The organism is Fusicatenibacter sp., from assembly GCF_050872605.1.
Lineage (GTDB): Bacteria > Bacillota > Clostridia > Lachnospirales > Lachnospiraceae > Fusicatenibacter.
Genome location: NZ_JBNMHD010000027.1, coordinates 22,741 through 42,663, shown reverse-complemented (window position 1 = coordinate 42,663; position 19,923 = coordinate 22,741). Strand labels below are relative to the sequence as shown.

Here is a 19,923-nt window from a genome sequence, read left to right as displayed (position 1 = left end):
TATACAGCCACTTTCACAAAAGCAAAGATGTGGAAAATGTTAGGTATGGTAAATCAACATTACAAGACACTGCCAAATTCAGAATTGAAAAAAATTGATTATGTGATTACAGATTATGAGATCAACCACTTTTATCAGCGTTGTGATAATAAGCTGACGAATATTTTATTTTCTGCAATGAATAATCTAAAACACAGATTTGTAATTGAATTTGAAGAGCAGGTTGTGTGTGTTGACACAAATAATCATTATATTTTAGCCGATGATAGAATGAAAAAAAATATTCTTTCACTTAAATATCAAGTGCGTAAAGAGATGGGATTTGAAAGTGAACAGCAGATTTATTTAAAAATGAAAGCTGCTGAATTTTACAAAGCTGTGAATTACTACTTAAATAAGCTGTATGGATATAAGTACACCTTTAAACAATACAAGATTATATTTAATCAGAATATTGTTATGGAAGAAATACCAAAAATTGAGCAAGAATTTCAGAAAGCATTATTAAATGATAATATCATCGGATCACTGAACAGAAGTGCAAAAAAACATTATGATTCAGTCAATGCAAAAGATGCTGAATTCAGATTGCCAGATACTTATATTCAGGCACAAGAAATACTGACTGATAAACTTGTAAAGTTGAAAAATAATGTAAATGTAATTGATAGCTATGAAGCCTATGTTGATGAAGAATTGGATAAATTATTTGCTCAATAAAAAAGTTGTCCAATTAAAACATATAACATAAACACTTCTCTATATACGTTTTAAATGGACAAGTTTTGAAAAGTGTTAAATATTTTATGCAAGCACGGATAAGTGCGATGCATAGCGACACGATAGTGTCAAGAATATATGAAAACACTGGCGTGTTTATGTATGAGTGCTGTTGCACTCATACATAATACCGACCAAAGGAAAAAAGGATAATTAACCACATGTAGTTGCAAAATTCAAAGTATCTACAATATACAGATACCCCACAATACATTTACTCTTTTCTTTTTGGTTGGGGGGAAAATAAATAGGTAACATTACCACAATTATTTCTGGAAAAACTATAGGTAACATTACCACTTTTGAAAGGGAAAAAGATGGAGAAGAAAACGAGAAAACAGATTGCGGAAGAATTTAATGTAAATGTAAAGACTCTACGATCATATGTAAATTATGCAGAAAATTTAAGAATCATTGCTGAAAATCTGGGAGATAATGCGGAAAAATTTGAGGAAACCATAGATAAAATAAGCCGTAATAAAAAAGAAAGATTAAGCAATAGTCAAATAGATGCACTTGCAAAATTACCAGCAGAACTACAGATATCTATATGTGAAAGGATTATACGATTCCCACATAATGCAAAAAGGATAGTTAATAATCGGCTTGATACGAACGTAAGAACAACAATTGAAATTCCAGCATCAGTTAATGATTGGCTGAGTGATTGTGCAGCAGCATACGGAATGTCAAAAGGAAAATATATTGCAAAAATGCTTACAAATTTATACGAAAGAGAGAATGGAGAAGATGGAGAGTAAAGATTGGAAAGCCTTTGAAAAGGCAGTAAATGAACAAGATACGGAAAAATTTTATAATTTAATGCGGTACTGGCGCAGGATTGGCGAGGAATACGCCTATAACGATACATACACGGAGATTCACTTACTCCGGGAAATGCCGTATCGTGATATTCACGTAGAAAATGCCGAATTTCTCAAAATTTTAACTGAATCGCAAATTGAATATGATGATCCCGATATATATGGAAAAGCAAGCGAAATGCTTGTGCAGGCTATTACAGATGGGGACGAAAGGAAGATTAAGCAGCTAAGCAGATTTATTTATCTACTGGGCGTTAGTGAATCAACGAAACATATCACAAAGCGTGTGGATGAGTGCTTGAATGTGATTCATGAAAAATATGGAGATTCGCTTACAGAAGTTGTTGAGCTACAGGAAGAGCTAGGATTTATACCGAAGAAGGAGAAAAACGAAGATGAAAAATAAAGCGTTTGAAGGATTTTTGTTTAAACTTACACATCCCGTATCATACGATTTTAATTCAGAGGAACGGGAATTGATTGCAGAGAATGTAGCGGTCAAAACCAAAATTGCAACGGGAGCAGATATTGATATAGCGGATGTGTGCCACCTTATCAACGATGGCAGCAGTGATCTTGATTATTACAAGACTGTTGGAAAAATTGCAGCAGCATGGGAAGATGTTGGATTTGTTGCAGAAATGCAGAAAATGCTTGCTGTGATCGGAGAATACCACCGACTGAAAAGGGACTCTGAAAGTCTGAGATTTTTTGCTGAAAAAGACAGAAACGAATACGGAAAGCGGAAGTAATTGAGTGATTTTTGCACTCTTTTTCTTCTGGTTGGGGAAGGAAAGAATATGGCTAAAAGTGTTACAAAATATAATATAGTGCAAGATTTTGCTGCTATGCATGGATTAAATCAAGAGACAGCAAAAATGTATTTAGATACATTTGTTACGCTCATTACTGAGGGATTACAGGAGCGTGGAAAGGTACATCTTGCGTACCTTGGAACATTTGAACGAAAGGAAGTTCCGGCAAAAAAGCTGTATAACTTCCATACAAAAGAGTTAGAAGAATGCCCGGCACACGGCGGTATAAAGTTTACTCCGTGTGAAGCATTGCGAAAGGATTTATATTAAATGGAAAATAAAATATTAGAGATTTGCCAGGATATCACTGGTAGACGTAAACTGAAGATTGTCCTTCATGAGATTTACCCAGACGAAAATCATTGGAATATTAACGGAATTACTTACCTTGAACAATATACAAGAGATAATGCAGATACCGTAAAAGGAATGCCGTTATGTGCTGAGTTTTTGGATGCAAGCAAAGAAATTCCTTACGGACATGGTGTTACGGGAACATTGAACAATTTGCCTGTATTTGAGGATTCCGTACAGGTTGGATCATTTGATGATTGGTCGATTGAAGATATTGAGATTGACGGAACAGTACATAGATGTCTGTGTGGAATCGGCTATATCAATGAAAGCCGATATCCTAAATTTTGCGAATGGATTGATCGACAGATAGCAGAAGGAAACAAAGTGTTTGGCAGCGTTGAATTTGTCGGAACGCCGGAGAATGACGGAGAAATTATATACCGTGACGGCTGGAAGCAAACAGGACGTATTCCTAAAGTTTATGATTACAGCGGATTTTGCATTATAACGATTAAACCGGCAGACGATACGGCTATGCTTTTAGAATTTGATAAAGCGAAGCAAGAAAGAAATGAAATGCCGGAAAATGAATTTGATTCTATATTTGGCGGTGTCGAAAGAAATACAGCACAAGATAAGGAATTTGACAATGTTTTTCTTGCAACAATCGGCACAATGTACGGCGATGAAGAGCCGGAAGAAAATGATAATTTTGATGATGTTTTCGAGAACGGATTTCACGGGAAATCTGTTGAAGATATTACAGATATGATTGATATTTTTGAATAACGAAGGAGAATGAAAGATGAATAATGTGATTAGTACAACAACTGAATTCAGAGATAGAACAAGAGTTGAAATTGAAAATTTAGTGCCGTGGGATGTCGGTATTCAGATCCGTACAATTCCAGGAGAAAGATTTAATGGTGCAAATGTTCCGGGAAGTCGATATCACTTTGATGGAACATTTCATAAATCAATTTATAGACAATTGACACTGGAAGAGGTTATTACACAAATTTCCCTTGAAAATCCAGCGTTTTGCGGAATTGACGGGAAAGGATCACACGCTTGTTTCCGAATTTGTGATTTTGAATTGTACAAAGCAGCGTTTGACTTGCCGGATGCTACTGAATACCCTGTTCAGCTCACAAATGAAGAAATCGAAAAATTGCTGAAAATTACAGATGTGAAAAAATTCAAAGCAAGATTGGATGAACTGGTTGTGACAGAAAGTGAAAAGTTTCAACTGGCTATCGCTGTTGCAAATTATCCCAAATTTGATGATCTGTCGTTTAAGATCACAAAACTGATCGAAGCAAAAACCGAAAGAAAATTTCAATAAAATTACTTTTTTATATACGGGTGGAATCGCCGGATTCTGCCCGAAAGCAAAAAATGAGAAGGAGAAAAAAGCACTCAAAAAGTTCAGCAAGTGCAAAAAAGTTCAAAAAGTTCTAGTGCATATATAGCACATGAACAACGAAAAATATTATGAATTTCTGTCCGAAAAGGACATTAGAGCTATCGGCGGTCGTATATCTGCTGATGAAGAGTTTAAGGCAGTGCCGGAAGTAAAGGGGTGGTTTATATCTTCTGAGGGACGTTTAATTAGCAAACGTAAAGGCGGTAATGTAAAGATTGTAAAGACTTACTTTACAACTGGTTATGAACATGTTACAACCAGAATAAATGATAGAGTTGGCAAGAAATTTGCCGTTCATCAATTGGTGGCACAAGCCTTTGTAAAAGTTCCGGCATGGATTAAGGCGAATGACATCATTGAAGTTCATCACATAATCCGTGTGAATCGTAAAGAGCGCATTGCCGGAATACATGCAGCTAGGAATTTAACATACTTGCCGAAATCCATACACAGGACAGTGGATGTAATAGCGGATATCGCAGTAAATGAAGGTGGATCATATCGGCAATATGATTTTGTAAAGGCTGCAGAAAATATGGGAATTTCCCCGTATACCCTTGCTGATGTTGTACGACAAGAGCCAACCAGCAAAGAAGAAAACTGGGCATACTATCAGTGTGCTGTTAATGCCGATGGTGTGGCGGTAGATATAGATTTTCGTCTTATCCGCACTAAAGATATTTAATCATTGTTTTCCCTGTATCAATTCCGGGGATAACATGACGTTCCAAAATTATAAAAATTCATTCAATAACCGTTTGGAGTAGTGACCGTGTGTGTTGCTACTCCATTTTTTTACGCAAAATAGGAATGCCAATGTGGCACACCTAAAATCGCCATAGGCAAGCACAGTGCCAACATGGCATTCTGTTTTTTTACTTTTATTTCTGTGCAAGAGCTTCTTGTGTGAACGAAATTTTTTCGCCCACGGTTTAAGAAAAGAGCAGAAAGTCCATAATGGACTCTCTGAAAATAGGGCAGAAATCCACAAATTTCTCTCTTTCGTGTACGTGTTTTTTAGTCGAACTTTTCCGCACCGAACAAGCGTAAAAACGCACCTTTTTACGGAAAACGGTCATAAAATGGGCAGCGTGTCGAACACAGTCTAGGACATGAATTTTTTTCGCATCCATTGCCAGTTAAATCAAATTGCAGTTTGGAGGACTTAAAATTATTTGAAGTCCTATTATGCTGATTATGGACATGCTCAATAGCCAAAGCCGAATAATTCGGACTTGCCAAAATAAGCAGCGTTCAAAGCCGAATAATTGGGGTTTGATGTATGATTTCAGTTTTTGGCAAAAAAAGACAGCGGATTTTGCGCCACTGTCTAAAAGTAATCATTACATTATTATTGCATGTTTAATTTTGCCGGAAGCTCATCGGGTGTAACTTGATGATTTTTGTCTGAAAGTGCTTCACAAAGACGATCAGCGTTTGCCCAGGTGTTTGGGATAACTTCCATGATATCGTTCGGCTGGCAGTCTAACCAGATACAGAGAGCTTCAATAGATTTGCTGTCAACGGATGTTTCACGGGTTCTTTTTTCGTATTTGGCTGGTTTTGTGCCCGGAATTTTATAATTATATTCCTCAAGAATACCAGTGCCCAGTTTTAATTTACGCAAGGTTTCCTGCCCTATAATATTATCATTTCTGATATTGGATGTATTTTTTCCTTTTGCTTTCATCAATTCAAACAATTTTTGGTAACTAATCATAGTAGAATCTCCTTCTTACACTAATATTATAGCATTTTAGGGGGATTATTAGCAAGTCCATTTATTATTGTGTATTTAAGTATTAGCAAAAAAGGGGCAGCAGTTACGCCACCCCGGTATGAGCTATAAAATAAATGTTATGAAAAATAATCAACGATTGCCCGGACTTCATCGGGATAAATTTTAAACTCTTCAACGGTATCTTCTTCGCCGTTTTTATACATTTTCATAAATATTTTTTTAACTTCTGCAAGCGGATCAGACACCCACAGAATATAGTCTGTATTTTCGGGCATCGTTTCAAAATACCGATTTATTCTAATTCCAATAGAATCTAAAGCGTCAATGATATCATCCGGCTGCACTTCTGCCAGAATGTCCCGAATGTTAGTGGTTGTAGTGCTGTATGTTCCATTTTTTCTATAAAATAAAAATTGCATATGGTTCTCCTTCTCCCCGTGTGCCGTTAGGTCAGCAATGATATTATTTTGTCCGGCAGCAGAGCCGAATATTTAAGCAATAAATGTAACTTTGGCAAATTTGCCGTTATTCATTTTAGGGTAAATTTGTTTCATTGCCCGGTCGATACCGGTTGATTCTTCAAAATCTTCATAAAAATAGTAGATCATGCTTCCTGTTGCGGTTGTAATCTCAACACCAACGCCTTTATGTCTTTTTAATTTTGCCATCATTTCAACTTTTGTCATTGCTTTTCCCTTCTTTCTTTATAAGATTGTTGATAATGCGATTACCTGAGCTTCTGACAAGTGGTCAATCACTGTATTCCCGTTTCTGTCTGCCAGTTCGTATTCATTTGGAATAGTTCCAAAGAATCCGTCAAACTGATTTGATAAGTAATAACCTTTTTCATATAACTTTCTTTCCGCTTCTTTCATTGGTAGCCTCCTGTATGTTTTTGTCTGTGATTTGCTTTGTTGAGATAATTATACACAAGTATTAGTGTAATTACAATTGGCAGATCAACCAGAAAATATAGAGAATAAAACACTAATATTTGTGCAAAAACACAATTGACTCAGACACAAGTATTAGTGTAAGATGTAATCAAGATAAATAAAACGAAGGAGGAAAAACGTATGATGTACTTCACGGATATTCATTCATTAGAAGAACTGAGAAAAGAATATAAAAGACTGGTAAAAGAAAATCATCCAGATAACGGCGGTTCTGAGGATGCTATAAAAGTTATCAATGTTGAATACGAAATAACCTTTAAAGTGTTAGCAAAAGCAGATACAACCAACGCCAGAAAATATGATATGGCAGCAGATGAACAGATTCGGGATATTATCAATATAATTATAAATTTTGATATTAACATTGAAATATGTGGATCTTGGATTTGGGTGTCCGGCAACACATACACTTGCAAAGATGATTTAAAAAGTAACGGCTTCCATTGGGCAAGCAAGAAAAAAATGTGGTACTGGCATGATCCAGAAGAACAGACAAGAAGTAACGGAAAAACCACAATGGATGATATCCGCAATAAATACGGATCAGAAACAATCAAGAAAGTAGAAACAAAGATGTGTATAAGTGCATAGAGCTTAGAGGGACAGAGTAATGTCCCTTTAATACTAAAATAGTAGGAAAGGAAGTTGAACAGATGAAGTACATCATTTATCACAGCAATGACAAAGTTAGCAGAGCTGACGGAAGAAAAGAATTATTAAAACAGATATCACAATTGAGAAAAGAAGAGATTGAAGACATACGAAAGCTGTACAAGTCCGGCGTTACGGATTCGGTACTTGAATTATACAAACCGTATATGCGATAATAAAAGAAAAAGTACCAAAATAACGGTCATTCAAAAAGTACCAAAAATAGAGTTGTAGGAAAAAGAAAATCGGGTGTGGAATGTATCAAGATAACGGAACGCTTAATATGGTACATTCCACCGTCCCAAAAGAAAGGAAAAAGGACATGAAAAAGAAAATGATAATCGGCTATTGCAGAATTTCAACGGCACGACAGAACATTGACAGACAAGAAAGAAATATTCTTGCACGCTACCCGGATGCAAAAATCTACAAAGAAGTTTATACCGGAACAAAAATTGATGGGCGAAAGTCTTGGAATATGCTATACAAACTTGTGAAGTCGGAAGCCGAGAAACAAGATATAACAATCGTCTTTGATTCGGTATCACGAATGAGCAGAAATGCAGACGAGGGATTTGAACTATACAAAGAACTGTACAGTATCGGAGTTCGTTTAGTATTCATTAAAGAGCCACATATAAACACAGATACATATAAAGAACAGTTAAATAAGCAAATCAAATTAGATACAAGTACAAGCGATAAAGCAGAAGCTAAACTAATGAACAGCATAGCAGAAGCATTAAATACTTATATGATGGATTTAGCGGAAAAGCAAATAAAATTAGCTTTTGAGCAATCGGAGAAAGAAGTTGCAGACCTGAGAAAAAGAACGGCAGAAGGACTCTTGACCGCCAAATTAAACGGAAAACAGGTTGGACGGGTTGAAGGTCGTAAATACGAATCTAAAAAGGCAAAGACAGCGAAAGAACGGATCATAAAGATAAGTAAAACTTTTGAGGGCAATCTTGCGGATGCTGAATGTATTGAAATGTTGCAGATTAGCCGGAATTCCTACTATAAATATAAAGCTGAGATAAAAGCGGAAATGTCGTGTTAAATTGTTATAAATGTTTTGAACCGGGGGCGAAAATCCCCGGTTCTTTTTATTCTGGTTATTCTTCCCTGCAAGAGCAATCATTTTATTTTGTAGAATGGTAGGGGGTATATTTACATTTTCACGGCGATCCGGCTGGCGTTCATTCCGCTTCGAGGTCTATCTCAGTCTGCTATTAAGGTATGAGAAGTCGAACCTAAATTACCAGGTATATTTACAATCGAGGCATTCAAAGGATTTCCCCAGTTTTCGTGAAGCTAATCCTGTAGCGGTTACGGAGATAGCACGGCTTGTTGTTGTAATCCGGCGAGTATGTGTACCTCCACAAGTCGGACATTTAGGATGATCTAATTTGTATTGCCGTTGTTTTTGCGCAGCTTGTGCTTCTTTTGATTTTGCAATGGCTTCTTGAACCCTTTTGTCAGTTTCCATCATTTTATCTAATTCAAGAATAGTATTGCTATCGGAAAGTGAATTTTTATACTTATGAAGTTTATATAATTCTTGGATGAAGGCTATATCTAATATGAGGAAAACAATAAAAATTAAAAATCCCAAAATCGTTAAACCAGGGGAATTAGCCGGGAAAAGTCCAGCAATAGTAAGGAGCGCACCTAAGACGGTAAATACTACAGTCATACATAACATTCCGATATTTGTATTCGTTTTTTTACTTATAAATTCTTTTGAAAAGTCAATGTTAGTTGATGTTTCTGTTTTTGAATCAGTTATTCCCATTTTTTAATCCTTTCGTTTTTAGAGTTTAGTTAGGTTTCCATTTATTACCGCAATTTCCACATATATTTATGACTTTACCGCTGCCAATAAAGCCGAGCATAAGGGAATATCCTCTTGTTGTAGTCGTAACAGAGGTTGAGCCACATTTCGGGCATTTTAATGTGTTTTTGCTTGTTGGTTGTATATTGTTTATACGCCCATTTCCTACTCTTTTATATGATCCGTCAAATTCTTTTGGCACTGCATGAGTTTTTAATATAATATTTAGAAGTTGTTCTGCAGCATAAATAGAGATAGTTTGGCATTGACCAAAAATCCACCCTTTTAATCTCTTCTGTTCATCAGGAGTCATTGTTGGATAATCGTCAATCTTATTTAACGCTTCACGAAGATCACGGGGTACACCGTCAATCAGACAGAATCCGTCTGGTACGTCTTCAACTGTTGGTAATGGAAAACCGCAATGTATACACTGTTTTGATTTATCAGATATTTCTTTTCCGCATTCCGGGCATTTTATTAAAGCCATCCTAATCTCCTTTATAAAAATCTGTGACCGTAGTTTTTATCTAAATTATACTCAATATATTAAGCATAGTCAACGTGTTAAGTATGGTAATCTACTAAAAAGAGGTAGATGGCATGATATCATATGATCCGTTTTTTCAGACGCTTTTAAAGAAGAATATTACAGAATATCATTTGATTTACAAAGAGGGTATATCGGCAAACACCATTCATCGCATGAAAAAAGGTCTTCCGATTACTACAAAAACATTAGATGCGTTGTGTTTTATCCTGGACTGTGAAGTACAGGATATCATAGAACATGATAAAAGCGAATAATTATGAAGCTGGCACGAATGATGCCAGTTTTTTTGCGCTTAGAGGGGGAAAATGTTAATAAGAAAAAAATATACAATTATGCTAAAAAAAATTACTATGTGATAAAAACTGATAATGAAAACAAATGTCCAGATTGTATGCAGACAATGAAGATAATCGGCAGCAGGAAACGTATAGTCAAAGACATAATTGGCGAACAATATGTGTTTAGTTTGCGCCGTATGAAGTGTGAAAAGTGCAATGTGATACACATAGAGATCCCGGATTGTATCATTCCGCATAAACAATATTCAAAAGATGCAATCAATACAGCGATAAAAGGGCAATGTGACTATTATATAATGGAAGATAGTACAGTTTTTCGCTGGAAGAAGCAAAACATACCCGACTTGCAATGACAAAGGCATATCCGGCTGATAGGATATAAAGCCGGAGGTGCGTGATGAAACGAAAAAAATCTTTCCTTATTATATGTCTATTGTTACTTTTGCTTGTGGGCTTTACTATATTTTTTCTGTTTGGGCGGTCTGATGGTAAAATTCTGCTGCCAGTTGATGAAAATGCCGAAGACTGGGACGGCGACCAACGTCTACCCAATGGAGAAAAGCAAGACACAGCTACCATAAAAATTCCTGGATTTGATTCTCTTACATTCACAACAAATCAGAAAAATCAGAAAGTGAATTTCAAGAACCCGGAAGAAAATTCGTGCTTATTTCGCATGACATTATTCATTGACGATCAACAATATTGGCAATCTGCCGGAGGCGTTGAGCCGGGTAAGGGATACTATGACATTGAGCTTGATGATGTACTGCAACCGGGGAATTATGATGGTTCTTTACTAGTGGAGTGCTTCAAAGAAGATGGTACAGCTCTCAATAGCGCAAAAGTAAAATTCAATGTGAAAGTGGTGGAAGAATGAAAAAGAAATTGATAGGAACAGTTATGGCTCTTTCTGTATTGGTTGGTAGTGTCATGCCGGTATCGGCTTCACAGTTACACACGGACGGAGAGACAGCAAATGTACAGTTGTCATACGACAATCAAAGTACATTCTGCATAAATATCCCGGAGAGTATCAATCTGAATAATGCAGGAGGATATACGTTTACGGCTGATTATGTGAATATTACGGATTCTGAGGAAGTTTGCATAAAAATGCCAGAAGAAGCAGTACCAATGACTAATGAATGGGGCGCAACAGGATCAGTTAGATTTACAAGCGAAAATGTAAAATTTTTAAGAGATCAAACGACAGCAGAAAACCCGGTATATGCAATGTTTGACGGTCTTTCCGCAGGTCATTATACAGGAACAGCAACTTTTACAGTACAACTGCAACCTAAAAGTAACCAATAATTATGCGAAAATGTAAGAGAAGAAGGGCGTGCCGATTGGTGCGTCCTTAAATTATAAAAAAGGATTGCCTTTTGGAAAAAATATACTATAATAAAGATATCAAGGTCAGAATCTCTATGTTGAAGGGGAAACTAAAATAGCCTCTTATGGGGCAAAGTTCCCAACCAACAGAAAAAATTGTCCAAACATAAAATTTGACCTTGCAGGTCTGTAGCAATACAGACCCACAGGGTCTTTTTTGTTATCAAAAATAGAGCAAAAACCTTGATTTTATGCGATTTTAACCGCCTACATAAAACACAAATTTTATTTATTTTCTATAACATGAAAATGAAAATGTGATGCAAATATGAAAAGTGGGAGAATGTGAGATTTACCTTTTTTGAGGATGAAGAGGTTTGTCCCACGACAAGCAGAATTTGTCCGAATCAGGATATTCATGCAGTAGCATGATTTGTGTTCAAACGTAACAAGGCCCCGGCGGTCTGTAGTGATACAGGGCGTCGGGGCCTTGTTTTTGCAGTCACGAAGGAGATGGCATGAGAAGAGAGAAGATGAAAAAGAAAAAAAGTATATGGAAACGCATTGTGCTGGGCGTGCTTCTGGTTATCAAAATGAAATTCAAACAGGGCAAGCGGAAAACGTTTAACCGAATCAGGCAAGTAGCGAAGTGGATTGCAAATATCCGCTTTGACAGTTATCCGCGCGTAATCTGTAAAAAAAGGCTTGCGGAAAAACAAGAAGTATGATAGGGTAAGAACAGAATTGACAGAGAGAGGTGAAAGGATGAGAAATAACTAACTTTTGAAGACATGAAAACAGACATTTGAAAGAAAAACGATGTTCTGAAAACAGCAGATTGCGTCTGCAGATCTGTGCTGTTATATTTTCTGTCGCCAAAAGTGGGTTATGTTCTCATCGGCCCCTCTCTTTTTTGATGCCTGCATTTCAAAAAGAATCCCGGTAAAAGGGGGCTTTTTAGGGTGCCTGGGCGAAAAAAAGAGAACAGTGTCTTTTTACTTATCGCGCTGCGCGGACAGAACATCCTCTTTTTGCATCGACAGAACAGGAACATCAATGCAAAGGGGGAATTTTTTATGGCAGAAATCCAGGTAACGAATCTTACATTTGAATATGAGGGCAGTTTTGAGCCGGTTTTTGAAGAGATATCTTTCTCCGTTGATACCAACTGGAAACTCGGTTTTATTGGGCGGAATGGAAAGGGAAAGACGACATTTTTAAATCTTCTGATGGGAAAATACCCGTATCAAGGAAAGATTTCCACATCGACGGTGTTTGACTATTTCCCATATCATGTGACGGAAACACAGAAGAAGCAGACAGCGGCAGAATTTTTTGATGAGCTGAAGCCATCGTGCGAACTGTGGCGGGTGCTGATCGAAATGGAAGATCTGCAGGCAGATGCCGCATTGCTGTACCGCCCGTTTGGAACTTTAAGCTTTGGAGAACAGACAAAAGTGTTGCTCGCTGTTCTGTTTTCTGGAGAAAATGATTTTCTTCTGATCGATGAGCCGACGAACCACCTCGACCAGGATGCCAGAGCGTGTGTGCGGGAATACTTAAAGAAAAAGAAAGGCTTTATTCTGGTCTCACATGACCGCGATCTTCTGGACGCGTGCATTGACCATGTTCTTGTTTTAAACCGCGGCTCGATCGAAGTACAGAGCGGCAATTTCACTTCGTGGTGGGAAAATAAACGGCGGAAAGATCAGTTTGCGCTGGCGGAGAACGAAAAACATCTGCAGGAGATCGCATCTCTGCGGCACGCGGCAGACCGAAGCAGCCGTTGGGCGGAGAAAAATGAAAACACGAAAATCGGTTTTGACCCGATCAAAGAACATGACCGCTGCATAAGCACAAGAGCCTTTATCGGTGCCAAGACGAAGAAAATGCAGAGCCGCATCGCACAGTATGAAAAGCGGATGGAACGGGAGATCGAAGAAAAAGAGGGCTTGCTGCAGGACATTGAGCAGACAGAAAAACTTCATGTGCAGCCGCTCATCTATCCGAAAGAACGTCTTATCTTTGCCAGAAATTTGTGTGCCGGTTATCCGGGTGGCGGCAATGTGATCCGGAATCTGAACTTTGAACTGCTCCGCGGCGAGCGCGTGTTTCTGCACGGAAAGAATGGATGCGGAAAATCAACGCTTCTGCATCTGATCCGAAACCTGGCGGAGGAGACGGGAAACAGAATGCAAGATCACAGGGAAATAGAAACCCGAAGCGGCCTTTTGACTGTGGGAGCTGGCCTTACTATTTCGTATATCAGCCAGGACACCGGATTTTTATCCGGCACACTTTCCGAATACTGCAGAACGGAAAAGCTGGACTACAGCCTCCTTCTGACACTGCTTCGAAAGCTTGATTTCGAGAGAACACAGTTTGAAAAACCGATGGAAAGCTTTTCTGAGGGGCAGAAAAAGAAGGTACTGATCGCCGCAAGTTTTATCACGCCGGCGCACCTTTATATCTGGGATGAGCCGCTCAACTACATCGACGTGTTCTCACGCATGCAGATTGAACAGCTTCTCCTGAGCGCCAGCCCGACGATGCTGGTCGTTGACCACGATGTGCGGTTTCAGAAAAAATTGGCGACGCGGACAGTGAAACTGTAAAGTTACTGTTCACACAGCAGTGAAACACTTGGTGTTTCGCTGCGTAAGAAAGTGATTCAGGCGTGAGCAGCCCTCCTTTTGCGAAGCAAAACTTTAAATGCGGGATGCGAGTGTTACAGTTCGCTGGGAACCAGTGAACTGTAATATTATAAAAAAAGAACAGCAAACAGGATACCCCGGCGCGTTGAAAACTGCGTCGGGGTATGGTAAAATGAACTCCGAAAAACAGCTGAAGGAGGATATGACAGAAGATGAATGATATGAAGCGTCTGCTCTCGTATGCAGGCCCTTACAAACGGGACATGATTTTCGGAGCGGTGCTGGTATTGGTAGAAACGTGTTTTGAACTTTTTATTCCGATCCTGATTTCCAATCTGATCGACATTGGTATTGCGAACGGCGATCTCTCTTATATTTATCGCAAGGGAATTCAGATGGGAATCTGTGCGCTTTTTGCGCTTGTGACCGGAATTTTATACGCGCACTTTGCGGCGCGCGCAACGTACGGCTGGGGAGCCGAGATCCGGAAGGCGGAGTATGAGAAAATGCAGCGGTATGCATTCTCAAACCTCGACCACTTTGCGGTGTCGTCTCTGATCACCCGCATGACAACAGATGTCACAGTTATCCAGAACATGGTGAGCGCCGGGTTCCGCCCGATCACCAGGGGACCTTCTCTTCTGATTATGGGAATCGGTCTCTCATTTTATATGAATCCGCGGCTGGCGTTCGTTTTTCTTGTGTGTACACCGCTTCTCGGCTTTATTCTTTCCCTGATCGTACGAAAAGTCGCTCCGATGTATACCAGACTGCAGTCGGTGGTAGACCGCCTGAACAATGTCATTCAGGAAGGATTGACTACGATCCGTGCTGTGAAAGCGTTTGTACGGGATGAGTATGAGGAGAATAAATTCAACGAGGTTAACACAGATCTGACTGCGGAAAGTGAACAGACATTTCACTACGCTGTGCTGAATCTGCCTGCCTTTCAGAGTGTTATGTATACGGCAATCGTGCTGATCCTGTGGTTCGGTGGAAATATGATCCTGAAAAAACAGCTTGCCGTCGGAAATCTAACCGGTTTCCTGAGCTATGTCATGCAGGTCATGAACTCCATGATGATGATCGCGAATGTATTTCTGCTTCTGACACGCTCCATGGCAAGTGCGCACCGGATTGTTGAGGTACTCGATGAAAAGGTCGTTCTCACCTCACCGGAAAACGGTGCAACAGAAGTTCCGGAGGGCAGCGTGGAGTTTGACAACGTATCGTTTAAGTACAAAGAAGAAGCAAAAGAGTACGCACTTCTGGATGTTACGCTGAAGATAAAAGCCGGCCAGACGGTTGGAATCCTCGGCGGAACAGGCTCTTCGAAAACGACGCTGGTGCAGCTCATTCCGCGTCTGTACGACACCAGTTGCGGCACCGTCCGTGTCGGCGGAAGGGATGTGCGGGAGTATGATCTTGCTGCTCTCCGCAATGCGGTCAATATTATCCTGCAGAAAAATGTGCTGTTCTCCGGAACTGTACGTGACAATCTGAAATGGGGCAATGCGGATGCATCCGATGAGGAGATCTGGGAAGCATGCCAGGCGGCGTGTGCAGATGAATTCTTAAACCGCATGCCGGATGGACTTGATACCGTACTTGAACAGGGCGCAAGTAACCTTTCCGGCGGCCAGAAGCAGCGCCTCTGCATCGCACGTGCACTGATCGGAAAGGCGAAAATTCTGATTTTTGATGATTCCACGAGTGCTGTCGATACAGCGACGGAGAAAAAGATTCGGGAAGCGCTGGCGGCGCGGAAGGATGTTACAAAGATTATCATCGCACAGAGAGTAACATCCGTTATGAATACGGATCAGATCATCATTCTCGATGATGGAAAGATTCACCGGATCGGTACACACGCGGAACTGCTGGCGGACGATCCGATTTACCAGGAAATTTACGCATCGCAGATGAAGGGAGGAGACGAAAATGGCAGCGAGAGCTTATAGCGGAAAGAAACCAAAGAACTTAAAACATACGTTGCGCGTATTTCTGTCTTATCTGGGACGGCACAAAAAAATGCTGGCGGTTGTAGCGGTACTCGTTACCATCAGCGCGGGAGCTAATCTCCTGGGAACGTATATGATCCGCCCGGTCGTCAACGGACTGGCAGACGGAGATGTGCATACACTGCTGCGCGGCGTGCTGATTACGGCACTCATTTTCGGGTGCGGCGCACTCGCAGCATACGGCTACACGCAGACCATGGTAAAAGCAGCACAGCAGGTTGTCTTTGATATCCGCCGCGATCTGTTCGAACACGTCCAGACACTGCCGCTGCAGTTTTTCGACAGCAGACGCCACGGCGATATCATGAGTCTTTTCACGAACGATATCGACACGATGGCAGATGCCCTGAACAACAGTTTTGCGATGGTTATCCAGAGCTTCATCCAGATTGTGGGAACACTGACCTTGCTGTATGTCCTGAACTGGCGGCTCTCGCTGATTGTAACGGTGTGCTACGGTATCATGTTCTGGTATATCAAGTTCAGCGGAAAGCGCAGCAAGGGTTATTATACGAAGCAGCAGAACAGCCTCGGAGAACTGAATGGCTATATTGAGGAGCTGATCACCGGACAGAAAGTCGTCAAGGTGTTCCACCACGAAGAAGAGAGCTTTACGGAATTCTGCAAAAAGAATGAGGAGCTCCGGAAAGCGGGAACCGGCGCGCAGGGGTATGCGGCGACGATGGTTCCTGTCGTTGTCAGCATTTCGTATGTCAATTATGCGATTGTGGCAGTGCTCGGCGGCCTTCTCGCCCTGCACGGAAAAGCCGATATCGGAAGCCTGGCAAGCTACCTTGTCTTTGTCCGCCAGGCGGCGCTTCCGATCAACCAGTTCACCCAGCAGAGCAACTTCCTTCTCTCAGCGCTCGCCGGTGCGGAGCGTGTCTTCGACGTGATGAGCCTGGAGCCGGAAATCGATGAGGGAAAAGTGGAACTGGTCAACGTAAAAGAAGAGAACGGCGCACTTGCCGTCTGCGAAGAGACAACAGGCCGCTGGGCATGGAAGCGCCCGGACGGAACGATGACGGAATTAAAGGGCGATGTGCGTTTTGAAAACGTGGATTTCGGCTACACGGCAGACCGTCTGATCTTAAAGAACATCAGCCTGTATGCCAAACCAGGCCAGAAAATTGCTTTTGTCGGTTCCACAGGAGCCGGAAAAACGACGATCACGAATCTGATCAACCGTTTCTACGACGTCCAGGGCGGTGCGGTTGTCTACGACGGCATTGACGTAAAAGATATCGAAAAAGACGCTTTGCGCCACTCCCTTGGTATCGTTCTGCAGGATACCCATCTGTTCACGGGAACCGTAGCAGAAAATATCCGTTTTGGAAAACTCGATGCCACGCAGGAAGAAATTGAACGTGCGGCCAAAATTGCGAATGCGGATTCCTTCATCCGCCGTCTGCCGAACGGCTACGACACGATGCTGACCTCCGACGGAGCCAACCTCTCCCAGGGCCAGCGCCAGCTTCTCGCGATTGCCCGTGCCGCCGTTGCCGATCCGCCGGTGCTGATTCTTGACGAGGCAACATCCTCCGTTGACACCAGAACCGAGGCGCTGATCGAAAAAGGAATGGACCAGCTCATGGAGGGCAGAACCGTATTTGTCATCGCCCACCGCTTAAGCACCGTGCGAAACGCCAATGCGATCATGGTGCTGGAGCAGGGAAATATCGTAGAGCGCGGCGACCACGACGCACTTCTGGCACAGAAAGGAAAATATTATCAGCTCTATCATGGAATGTTTGAGCTGAGTTAAAAAGAAAGGAGTAAAGAGTATGAGAAAATATAACCGTATTTTTCTGATCGTCCTGGATTCTCTCGGAATCGGGGCGATGGCGGATTCGGAGAAGTTTGGGGATGTCGGTGTCAATACCTTCGGCCACATCTGGGAGAGTCAGGGAGGCCTTGAAATCCCGAACCTGCGCCGCCTCGGCATGGGAAATCTCTGCGGTGTGACAGAGGATGAGGCAAAGGGTTACGCCAGAAGACTGAACGAGGCGAGCAACGGAAAAGACACCATGACCGGCCACTGGGAGATGATGGGAATTTACACGACAAAGCCGTTCGTTACGTTCACCGACCACGGATTTCCGAAAGAACTGATCGACGAGCTGGAAAAACGAACCGGCAGAAAGATCATCGGCAATAAGGCGGCGAGCGGAACGGAGATCCTCGATGAGCTGGCAGAGCGCGAGATCGAAAACGGAGAACTGATTGTCTATACCTCGGCGGATTCCGTACTGCAGATCTGCGGCAACGAGGAGACGATGGGACTGGAGACGCTGTATCATTACTGCGAGATTGCCCGTGAGCTGACCATGAAAGACGAGTGGAAAGTCGGCCGTGTCATTGCAAGACCGTACGTCGGAAAGAAAAAAGGAGAGTTCGTCCGCACCGCAAACCGTCACGACTACGCTGTCAAACCGACGGGAAAAACCGTGCTCAACGCGATGCAGGAGGCAGGATATGATGTCATCAGCATCGGAAAAATCAACGATATTTTCTGCGGCGAGGGCATCACGGAGAGTCTGAAATCCAAGAGCAGCGTCCACGGCATGGAGCAGACGATTGAGACGGCAGGAAAAGATTTTACCGGACTGTGCTTTGTCAACCTCGTCGATTTCGATGCACTCTGGGGCCACAGAAGAAACCCGGAAGGTTACGGAAAAGAGATTGAAAAATTCGATGTGAACCTTGGAAAGCTACTGGAGCAGTTAAAAGACGACGATCTGCTCCTGATCACGGCAGACCACGGCAACGACCCGACTTATACCGGAACGGACCACACCAGAGAACAGGTGCCGCTCCTTGCGTACTCACCGTCCATGAAGGAAAGCGGCCTTCAGGAGACGAAGGACACCTTTGCCGTGATCGGCGCATCTGTTGCAGAGAACTTCGGCGTGGAAATGCCGGAGGGAACGATCGGAACGTCGATTCTGGAATCCTGGAAGTAAGAAAACTTCGGCTTTTTCAGGTCAGGCGGTAAGATCCTTTGGCAAGCTTCACAAGCCGTCCCTCTTCGAGCAGCTTCTTTAAAACTCTCTGGAGCTGGCGGCGGCTGCAGTGGAGCTGCATGGCCATCTTTTCCACGCCGGAAAAGGTCTGGTCCGGGCAGCGTTCGGAGAGGTAGGAGAGGAATGCCTCCTCAAGTGTGGAAAAATTTGACTGGGAGCTGGAGTAGAGCATCAGTTTTTCGGTGACAGAAGTTAAAAGATAACGTAAAAAACGATTGTCGTTCAGCAGAAGCTCTTTGGCGGCGCCAAGCGGCAGGACGATACAAAGCGCGGTGGTGCGTGCCTCAATCTGGTGCGTATCATCGCGCTTTCCGCAGAATTCCATATCGCCGATGCAGGTAAAGCCGTCGAGATAACCGATCGGGTAGCTCGTGCCGTCGGCGCGGTTGGCGCTGATTTCGATAGAGCCGTCCACGAGAAAGGAGAGGTATTCCTCCGGATTCAGCGTGTCGAGCCGCTCGCCCTTTTCAAACTGATACAGAGAAAATGCGAGATCCGGCGTGTCGAAAAGTGACGGGATCTCATGTTTCTGAAGATAAAAGTCCAGCAGCGCAGGATCAAAAATTCGTTTCATAGAAAAAATCCTTTCACAGAAAATTTTTTGAAAACTTTTTTCTTATTGTGACATATGACACAAGAAAAAGCAAGAAAGTCTGCTAAGATAAACCAGAATGAAAAAGGTTACTGTTCACTCAGCAGTGAAACACTTGC

General features: G+C 41.7%; 26 protein-coding genes. 19 read left to right on the top strand and 7 right to left on the bottom strand.

Annotation, left to right across the window (positions count from 1 at the left end; all coding sequences use genetic code 11):
* The 8 genes from ACY2VT_RS09395 to ACY2VT_RS09360 all read left to right on the top strand — a co-directional run.
* Positions 1-720, top strand: a 720-nt coding sequence (locus tag ACY2VT_RS09395; RefSeq protein WP_461879693.1) for a hypothetical protein, incomplete at its 5' end; no start/stop codon positions are given.
* Positions 721-1,082: 362 nt separating this feature from the next.
* Positions 1,083-1,541: a hypothetical protein gene (locus tag ACY2VT_RS09390; RefSeq protein ID WP_461879692.1), complete on the top strand. Its 459-nt coding sequence runs from the start codon at positions 1,083-1,085 to the stop codon at positions 1,539-1,541.
* A complete protein-coding gene (locus tag ACY2VT_RS09385) occupies positions 1,522-2,010 on the top strand; it encodes a hypothetical protein (protein WP_461879691.1) in 489 nt (162 codons plus the stop codon). The genes ACY2VT_RS09390 and ACY2VT_RS09385 overlap by 20 nt, the downstream gene beginning before the upstream one ends.
* A complete protein-coding gene (locus ACY2VT_RS09380) occupies positions 2,000-2,356 on the top strand; it encodes a hypothetical protein (RefSeq protein WP_461879690.1) in 357 nt (118 codons plus the stop codon). The genes ACY2VT_RS09385 and ACY2VT_RS09380 overlap by 11 nt, the downstream gene beginning before the upstream one ends.
* A gap of 48 nt (positions 2,357-2,404) precedes the next feature.
* Positions 2,405-2,689 (top strand): HU family DNA-binding protein, encoded by a 285-nt coding sequence (locus ACY2VT_RS09375; RefSeq protein WP_461879689.1) that lies wholly within the window; start codon positions 2,405-2,407, stop codon positions 2,687-2,689.
* On the top strand, positions 2,690-3,505 hold the full coding sequence (locus tag ACY2VT_RS09370) for a hypothetical protein (protein WP_461879688.1): 816 nt from the start codon (positions 2,690-2,692) through the stop codon (positions 3,503-3,505).
* 16 nt (positions 3,506-3,521) lie between these two features.
* Positions 3,522-4,061 (top strand): hypothetical protein, encoded by a 540-nt coding sequence (locus tag ACY2VT_RS09365; RefSeq protein WP_461879687.1) that lies wholly within the window; start codon positions 3,522-3,524, stop codon positions 4,059-4,061.
* A gap of 130 nt (positions 4,062-4,191) precedes the next feature.
* On the top strand, positions 4,192-4,827 hold the full coding sequence (locus tag ACY2VT_RS09360) for a hypothetical protein (protein ID WP_461879686.1): 636 nt from the start codon (positions 4,192-4,194) through the stop codon (positions 4,825-4,827).
* A 666-nt stretch (positions 4,828-5,493) separates the two neighbouring features.
* Here the strand turns inward: ACY2VT_RS09360 and ACY2VT_RS09355 are convergent.
* The 4 genes from ACY2VT_RS09355 to ACY2VT_RS09340 all read right to left on the bottom strand — a co-directional run bounded on the left by ACY2VT_RS09355 (position 5,494) and on the right by ACY2VT_RS09340 (position 6,758).
* Positions 5,494-5,862, bottom strand: a complete 369-nt coding sequence (locus ACY2VT_RS09355; RefSeq protein ID WP_461879685.1) for a helix-turn-helix domain-containing protein — start codon at positions 5,860-5,862, stop codon at positions 5,494-5,496.
* Between the two features lie 137 nt (positions 5,863-5,999).
* Complete coding sequence (locus tag ACY2VT_RS09350; RefSeq protein WP_461879684.1) at positions 6,000-6,302, bottom strand: hypothetical protein; 303 nt, start codon at positions 6,300-6,302, stop codon at positions 6,000-6,002.
* Between the two features lie 72 nt (positions 6,303-6,374).
* Positions 6,375-6,569 carry a hypothetical protein gene (locus ACY2VT_RS09345; protein WP_461879683.1) on the bottom strand — a complete coding sequence of 65 codons (195 nt, stop codon included), beginning with the start codon at positions 6,567-6,569 and terminating at the stop codon, positions 6,375-6,377.
* An 18-nt stretch (positions 6,570-6,587) separates the two neighbouring features.
* The gene (locus ACY2VT_RS09340; RefSeq protein WP_461879682.1) at positions 6,588-6,758 is read right to left on the bottom strand and encodes a hypothetical protein; all 171 of its coding nucleotides are present in this window, start codon (positions 6,756-6,758) and stop codon (positions 6,588-6,590) included.
* 201 nt (positions 6,759-6,959) lie between these two features.
* Here ACY2VT_RS09340 and ACY2VT_RS09335 point away from each other — a divergent pair, with 201 nt between their 5' ends.
* Entirely contained in the window at positions 6,960-7,430 is a 471-nt protein-coding gene (locus ACY2VT_RS09335; protein ID WP_461879681.1) for a J domain-containing protein, read from the top strand.
* Positions 7,431-7,746: 316 nt separating this feature from the next.
* Positions 7,747-8,550, top strand: coding sequence for a recombinase family protein (locus ACY2VT_RS09330; RefSeq protein WP_461879680.1), 804 nt, complete (start codon positions 7,747-7,749; stop codon positions 8,548-8,550).
* Between the two features lie 198 nt (positions 8,551-8,748).
* On the opposite strand, the gene ACY2VT_RS09325 is transcribed toward ACY2VT_RS09330, so the two are convergent.
* Entirely contained in the window at positions 8,749-9,285 is a 537-nt protein-coding gene (locus ACY2VT_RS09325; RefSeq protein WP_461879679.1) for a hypothetical protein, read from the bottom strand.
* A 25-nt stretch (positions 9,286-9,310) separates the two neighbouring features.
* On the bottom strand, positions 9,311-9,814 hold the full coding sequence (locus ACY2VT_RS09320) for a zinc ribbon domain-containing protein (RefSeq protein WP_461879678.1): 504 nt from the start codon (positions 9,812-9,814) through the stop codon (positions 9,311-9,313).
* 113 nt (positions 9,815-9,927) lie between these two features.
* Between ACY2VT_RS09320 and ACY2VT_RS09315 the strand changes: the two genes are divergently transcribed.
* The 9 genes from ACY2VT_RS09315 (at position 9,928) to ACY2VT_RS09275 (ending at position 19,152) form a co-directional block, all read left to right on the top strand.
* Positions 9,928-10,131: a helix-turn-helix domain-containing protein gene (locus ACY2VT_RS09315; RefSeq protein ID WP_461879677.1), complete on the top strand. Its 204-nt coding sequence runs from the start codon at positions 9,928-9,930 to the stop codon at positions 10,129-10,131.
* A gap of 2 nt (positions 10,132-10,133) precedes the next feature.
* Positions 10,134-10,529, top strand: a complete 396-nt coding sequence (locus ACY2VT_RS09310; protein WP_461879676.1) for a DUF6431 domain-containing protein — start codon at positions 10,134-10,136, stop codon at positions 10,527-10,529.
* Between the two features lie 44 nt (positions 10,530-10,573).
* Positions 10,574-11,056, top strand: a complete 483-nt coding sequence (locus ACY2VT_RS09305) for a tRNA (uracil-5-)-methyltransferase (RefSeq protein WP_461879675.1) — start codon at positions 10,574-10,576, stop codon at positions 11,054-11,056.
* Positions 11,053-11,493, top strand: coding sequence for a hypothetical protein (locus ACY2VT_RS09300; RefSeq protein ID WP_461879674.1), 441 nt, complete (start codon positions 11,053-11,055; stop codon positions 11,491-11,493). The genes ACY2VT_RS09305 and ACY2VT_RS09300 overlap by 4 nt, the downstream gene beginning before the upstream one ends.
* A gap of 539 nt (positions 11,494-12,032) precedes the next feature.
* Positions 12,033-12,242: a hypothetical protein gene (locus ACY2VT_RS09295; RefSeq protein ID WP_055265367.1), complete on the top strand. Its 210-nt coding sequence runs from the start codon at positions 12,033-12,035 to the stop codon at positions 12,240-12,242.
* 348 nt (positions 12,243-12,590) lie between these two features.
* Positions 12,591-14,129: a ribosomal protection-like ABC-F family protein gene (gene abc-f, locus ACY2VT_RS09290; protein ID WP_055265474.1), complete on the top strand. Its 1,539-nt coding sequence runs from the start codon at positions 12,591-12,593 to the stop codon at positions 14,127-14,129.
* A gap of 251 nt (positions 14,130-14,380) precedes the next feature.
* Positions 14,381-16,129 (top strand): ABC transporter ATP-binding protein, encoded by a 1,749-nt coding sequence (locus tag ACY2VT_RS09285; RefSeq protein ID WP_461876840.1) that lies wholly within the window; start codon positions 14,381-14,383, stop codon positions 16,127-16,129.
* Positions 16,110-17,954, top strand: coding sequence for an ABC transporter ATP-binding protein (locus tag ACY2VT_RS09280; protein ID WP_118741710.1), 1,845 nt, complete (start codon positions 16,110-16,112; stop codon positions 17,952-17,954). The genes ACY2VT_RS09285 and ACY2VT_RS09280 overlap by 20 nt, the downstream gene beginning before the upstream one ends.
* Before the next feature lie 19 nt (positions 17,955-17,973).
* Entirely contained in the window at positions 17,974-19,152 is a 1,179-nt protein-coding gene (locus ACY2VT_RS09275; RefSeq protein WP_461879673.1) for a phosphopentomutase, read from the top strand.
* A gap of 16 nt (positions 19,153-19,168) precedes the next feature.
* On the opposite strand, the gene ACY2VT_RS09270 is transcribed toward ACY2VT_RS09275, so the two are convergent.
* Positions 19,169-19,786 (bottom strand): hypothetical protein, encoded by a 618-nt coding sequence (locus tag ACY2VT_RS09270; RefSeq protein ID WP_461879672.1) that lies wholly within the window; start codon positions 19,784-19,786, stop codon positions 19,169-19,171.
* Between the last annotated feature and the right edge of the window lie 137 nt (positions 19,787-19,923).

Bases quoted from the DNA above. Each gene is read 5' to 3' on its own strand.
- ACY2VT_RS09370 (WP_461879688.1), top strand. From the start codon at position 2,690: ATGGAAAATAAAATATTAGAGATTTGCCAGGATATCACTGGTAGACGT.
- ACY2VT_RS09340 (WP_461879682.1), bottom strand. From the start codon at position 6,758: ATGAAAGAAGCGGAAAGAAAGTTATATGAAAAAGGTTATTACTTATCA.
- abc-f (WP_055265474.1), top strand. From the start codon at position 12,591: ATGGCAGAAATCCAGGTAACGAATCTTACATTTGAATATGAGGGCAGT.
- ACY2VT_RS09280 (WP_118741710.1), top strand. From the start codon at position 16,110: ATGGCAGCGAGAGCTTATAGCGGAAAGAAACCAAAGAACTTAAAACAT.
- ACY2VT_RS09275 (WP_461879673.1), top strand. From the start codon at position 17,974: ATGAGAAAATATAACCGTATTTTTCTGATCGTCCTGGATTCTCTCGGA.
- ACY2VT_RS09365 (WP_461879687.1), top strand. From the start codon at position 3,522: ATGAATAATGTGATTAGTACAACAACTGAATTCAGAGATAGAACAAGA.
- ACY2VT_RS09310 (WP_461879676.1), top strand. From the start codon at position 10,134: ATGAAGCTGGCACGAATGATGCCAGTTTTTTTGCGCTTAGAGGGGGAA.
- ACY2VT_RS09295 (WP_055265367.1), top strand. From the start codon at position 12,033: ATGAGAAGAGAGAAGATGAAAAAGAAAAAAAGTATATGGAAACGCATT.
- ACY2VT_RS09345 (WP_461879683.1), bottom strand. From the start codon at position 6,569: ATGACAAAAGTTGAAATGATGGCAAAATTAAAAAGACATAAAGGCGTT.
- ACY2VT_RS09375 (WP_461879689.1), top strand. From the start codon at position 2,405: ATGGCTAAAAGTGTTACAAAATATAATATAGTGCAAGATTTTGCTGCT.
- ACY2VT_RS09270 (WP_461879672.1), bottom strand. From the start codon at position 19,786: ATGAAACGAATTTTTGATCCTGCGCTGCTGGACTTTTATCTTCAGAAA.
- ACY2VT_RS09355 (WP_461879685.1), bottom strand. From the start codon at position 5,862: ATGATTAGTTACCAAAAATTGTTTGAATTGATGAAAGCAAAAGGAAAA.
- ACY2VT_RS09285 (WP_461876840.1), top strand. From the start codon at position 14,381: ATGAATGATATGAAGCGTCTGCTCTCGTATGCAGGCCCTTACAAACGG.
- ACY2VT_RS09325 (WP_461879679.1), bottom strand. From the start codon at position 9,285: ATGGGAATAACTGATTCAAAAACAGAAACATCAACTAACATTGACTTT.
- ACY2VT_RS09330 (WP_461879680.1), top strand. From the start codon at position 7,747: ATGTATCAAGATAACGGAACGCTTAATATGGTACATTCCACCGTCCCA.
- ACY2VT_RS09360 (WP_461879686.1), top strand. From the start codon at position 4,192: ATGAACAACGAAAAATATTATGAATTTCTGTCCGAAAAGGACATTAGA.
- ACY2VT_RS09385 (WP_461879691.1), top strand. From the start codon at position 1,522: ATGGAGAAGATGGAGAGTAAAGATTGGAAAGCCTTTGAAAAGGCAGTA.
- ACY2VT_RS09315 (WP_461879677.1), top strand. From the start codon at position 9,928: ATGATATCATATGATCCGTTTTTTCAGACGCTTTTAAAGAAGAATATT.
- ACY2VT_RS09305 (WP_461879675.1), top strand. From the start codon at position 10,574: ATGAAACGAAAAAAATCTTTCCTTATTATATGTCTATTGTTACTTTTG.
- ACY2VT_RS09380 (WP_461879690.1), top strand. From the start codon at position 2,000: ATGAAAAATAAAGCGTTTGAAGGATTTTTGTTTAAACTTACACATCCC.
- ACY2VT_RS09300 (WP_461879674.1), top strand. From the start codon at position 11,053: ATGAAAAAGAAATTGATAGGAACAGTTATGGCTCTTTCTGTATTGGTT.
- ACY2VT_RS09350 (WP_461879684.1), bottom strand. From the start codon at position 6,302: ATGCAATTTTTATTTTATAGAAAAAATGGAACATACAGCACTACAACC.
- ACY2VT_RS09335 (WP_461879681.1), top strand. From the start codon at position 6,960: ATGATGTACTTCACGGATATTCATTCATTAGAAGAACTGAGAAAAGAA.
- ACY2VT_RS09320 (WP_461879678.1), bottom strand. From the start codon at position 9,814: ATGGCTTTAATAAAATGCCCGGAATGCGGAAAAGAAATATCTGATAAA.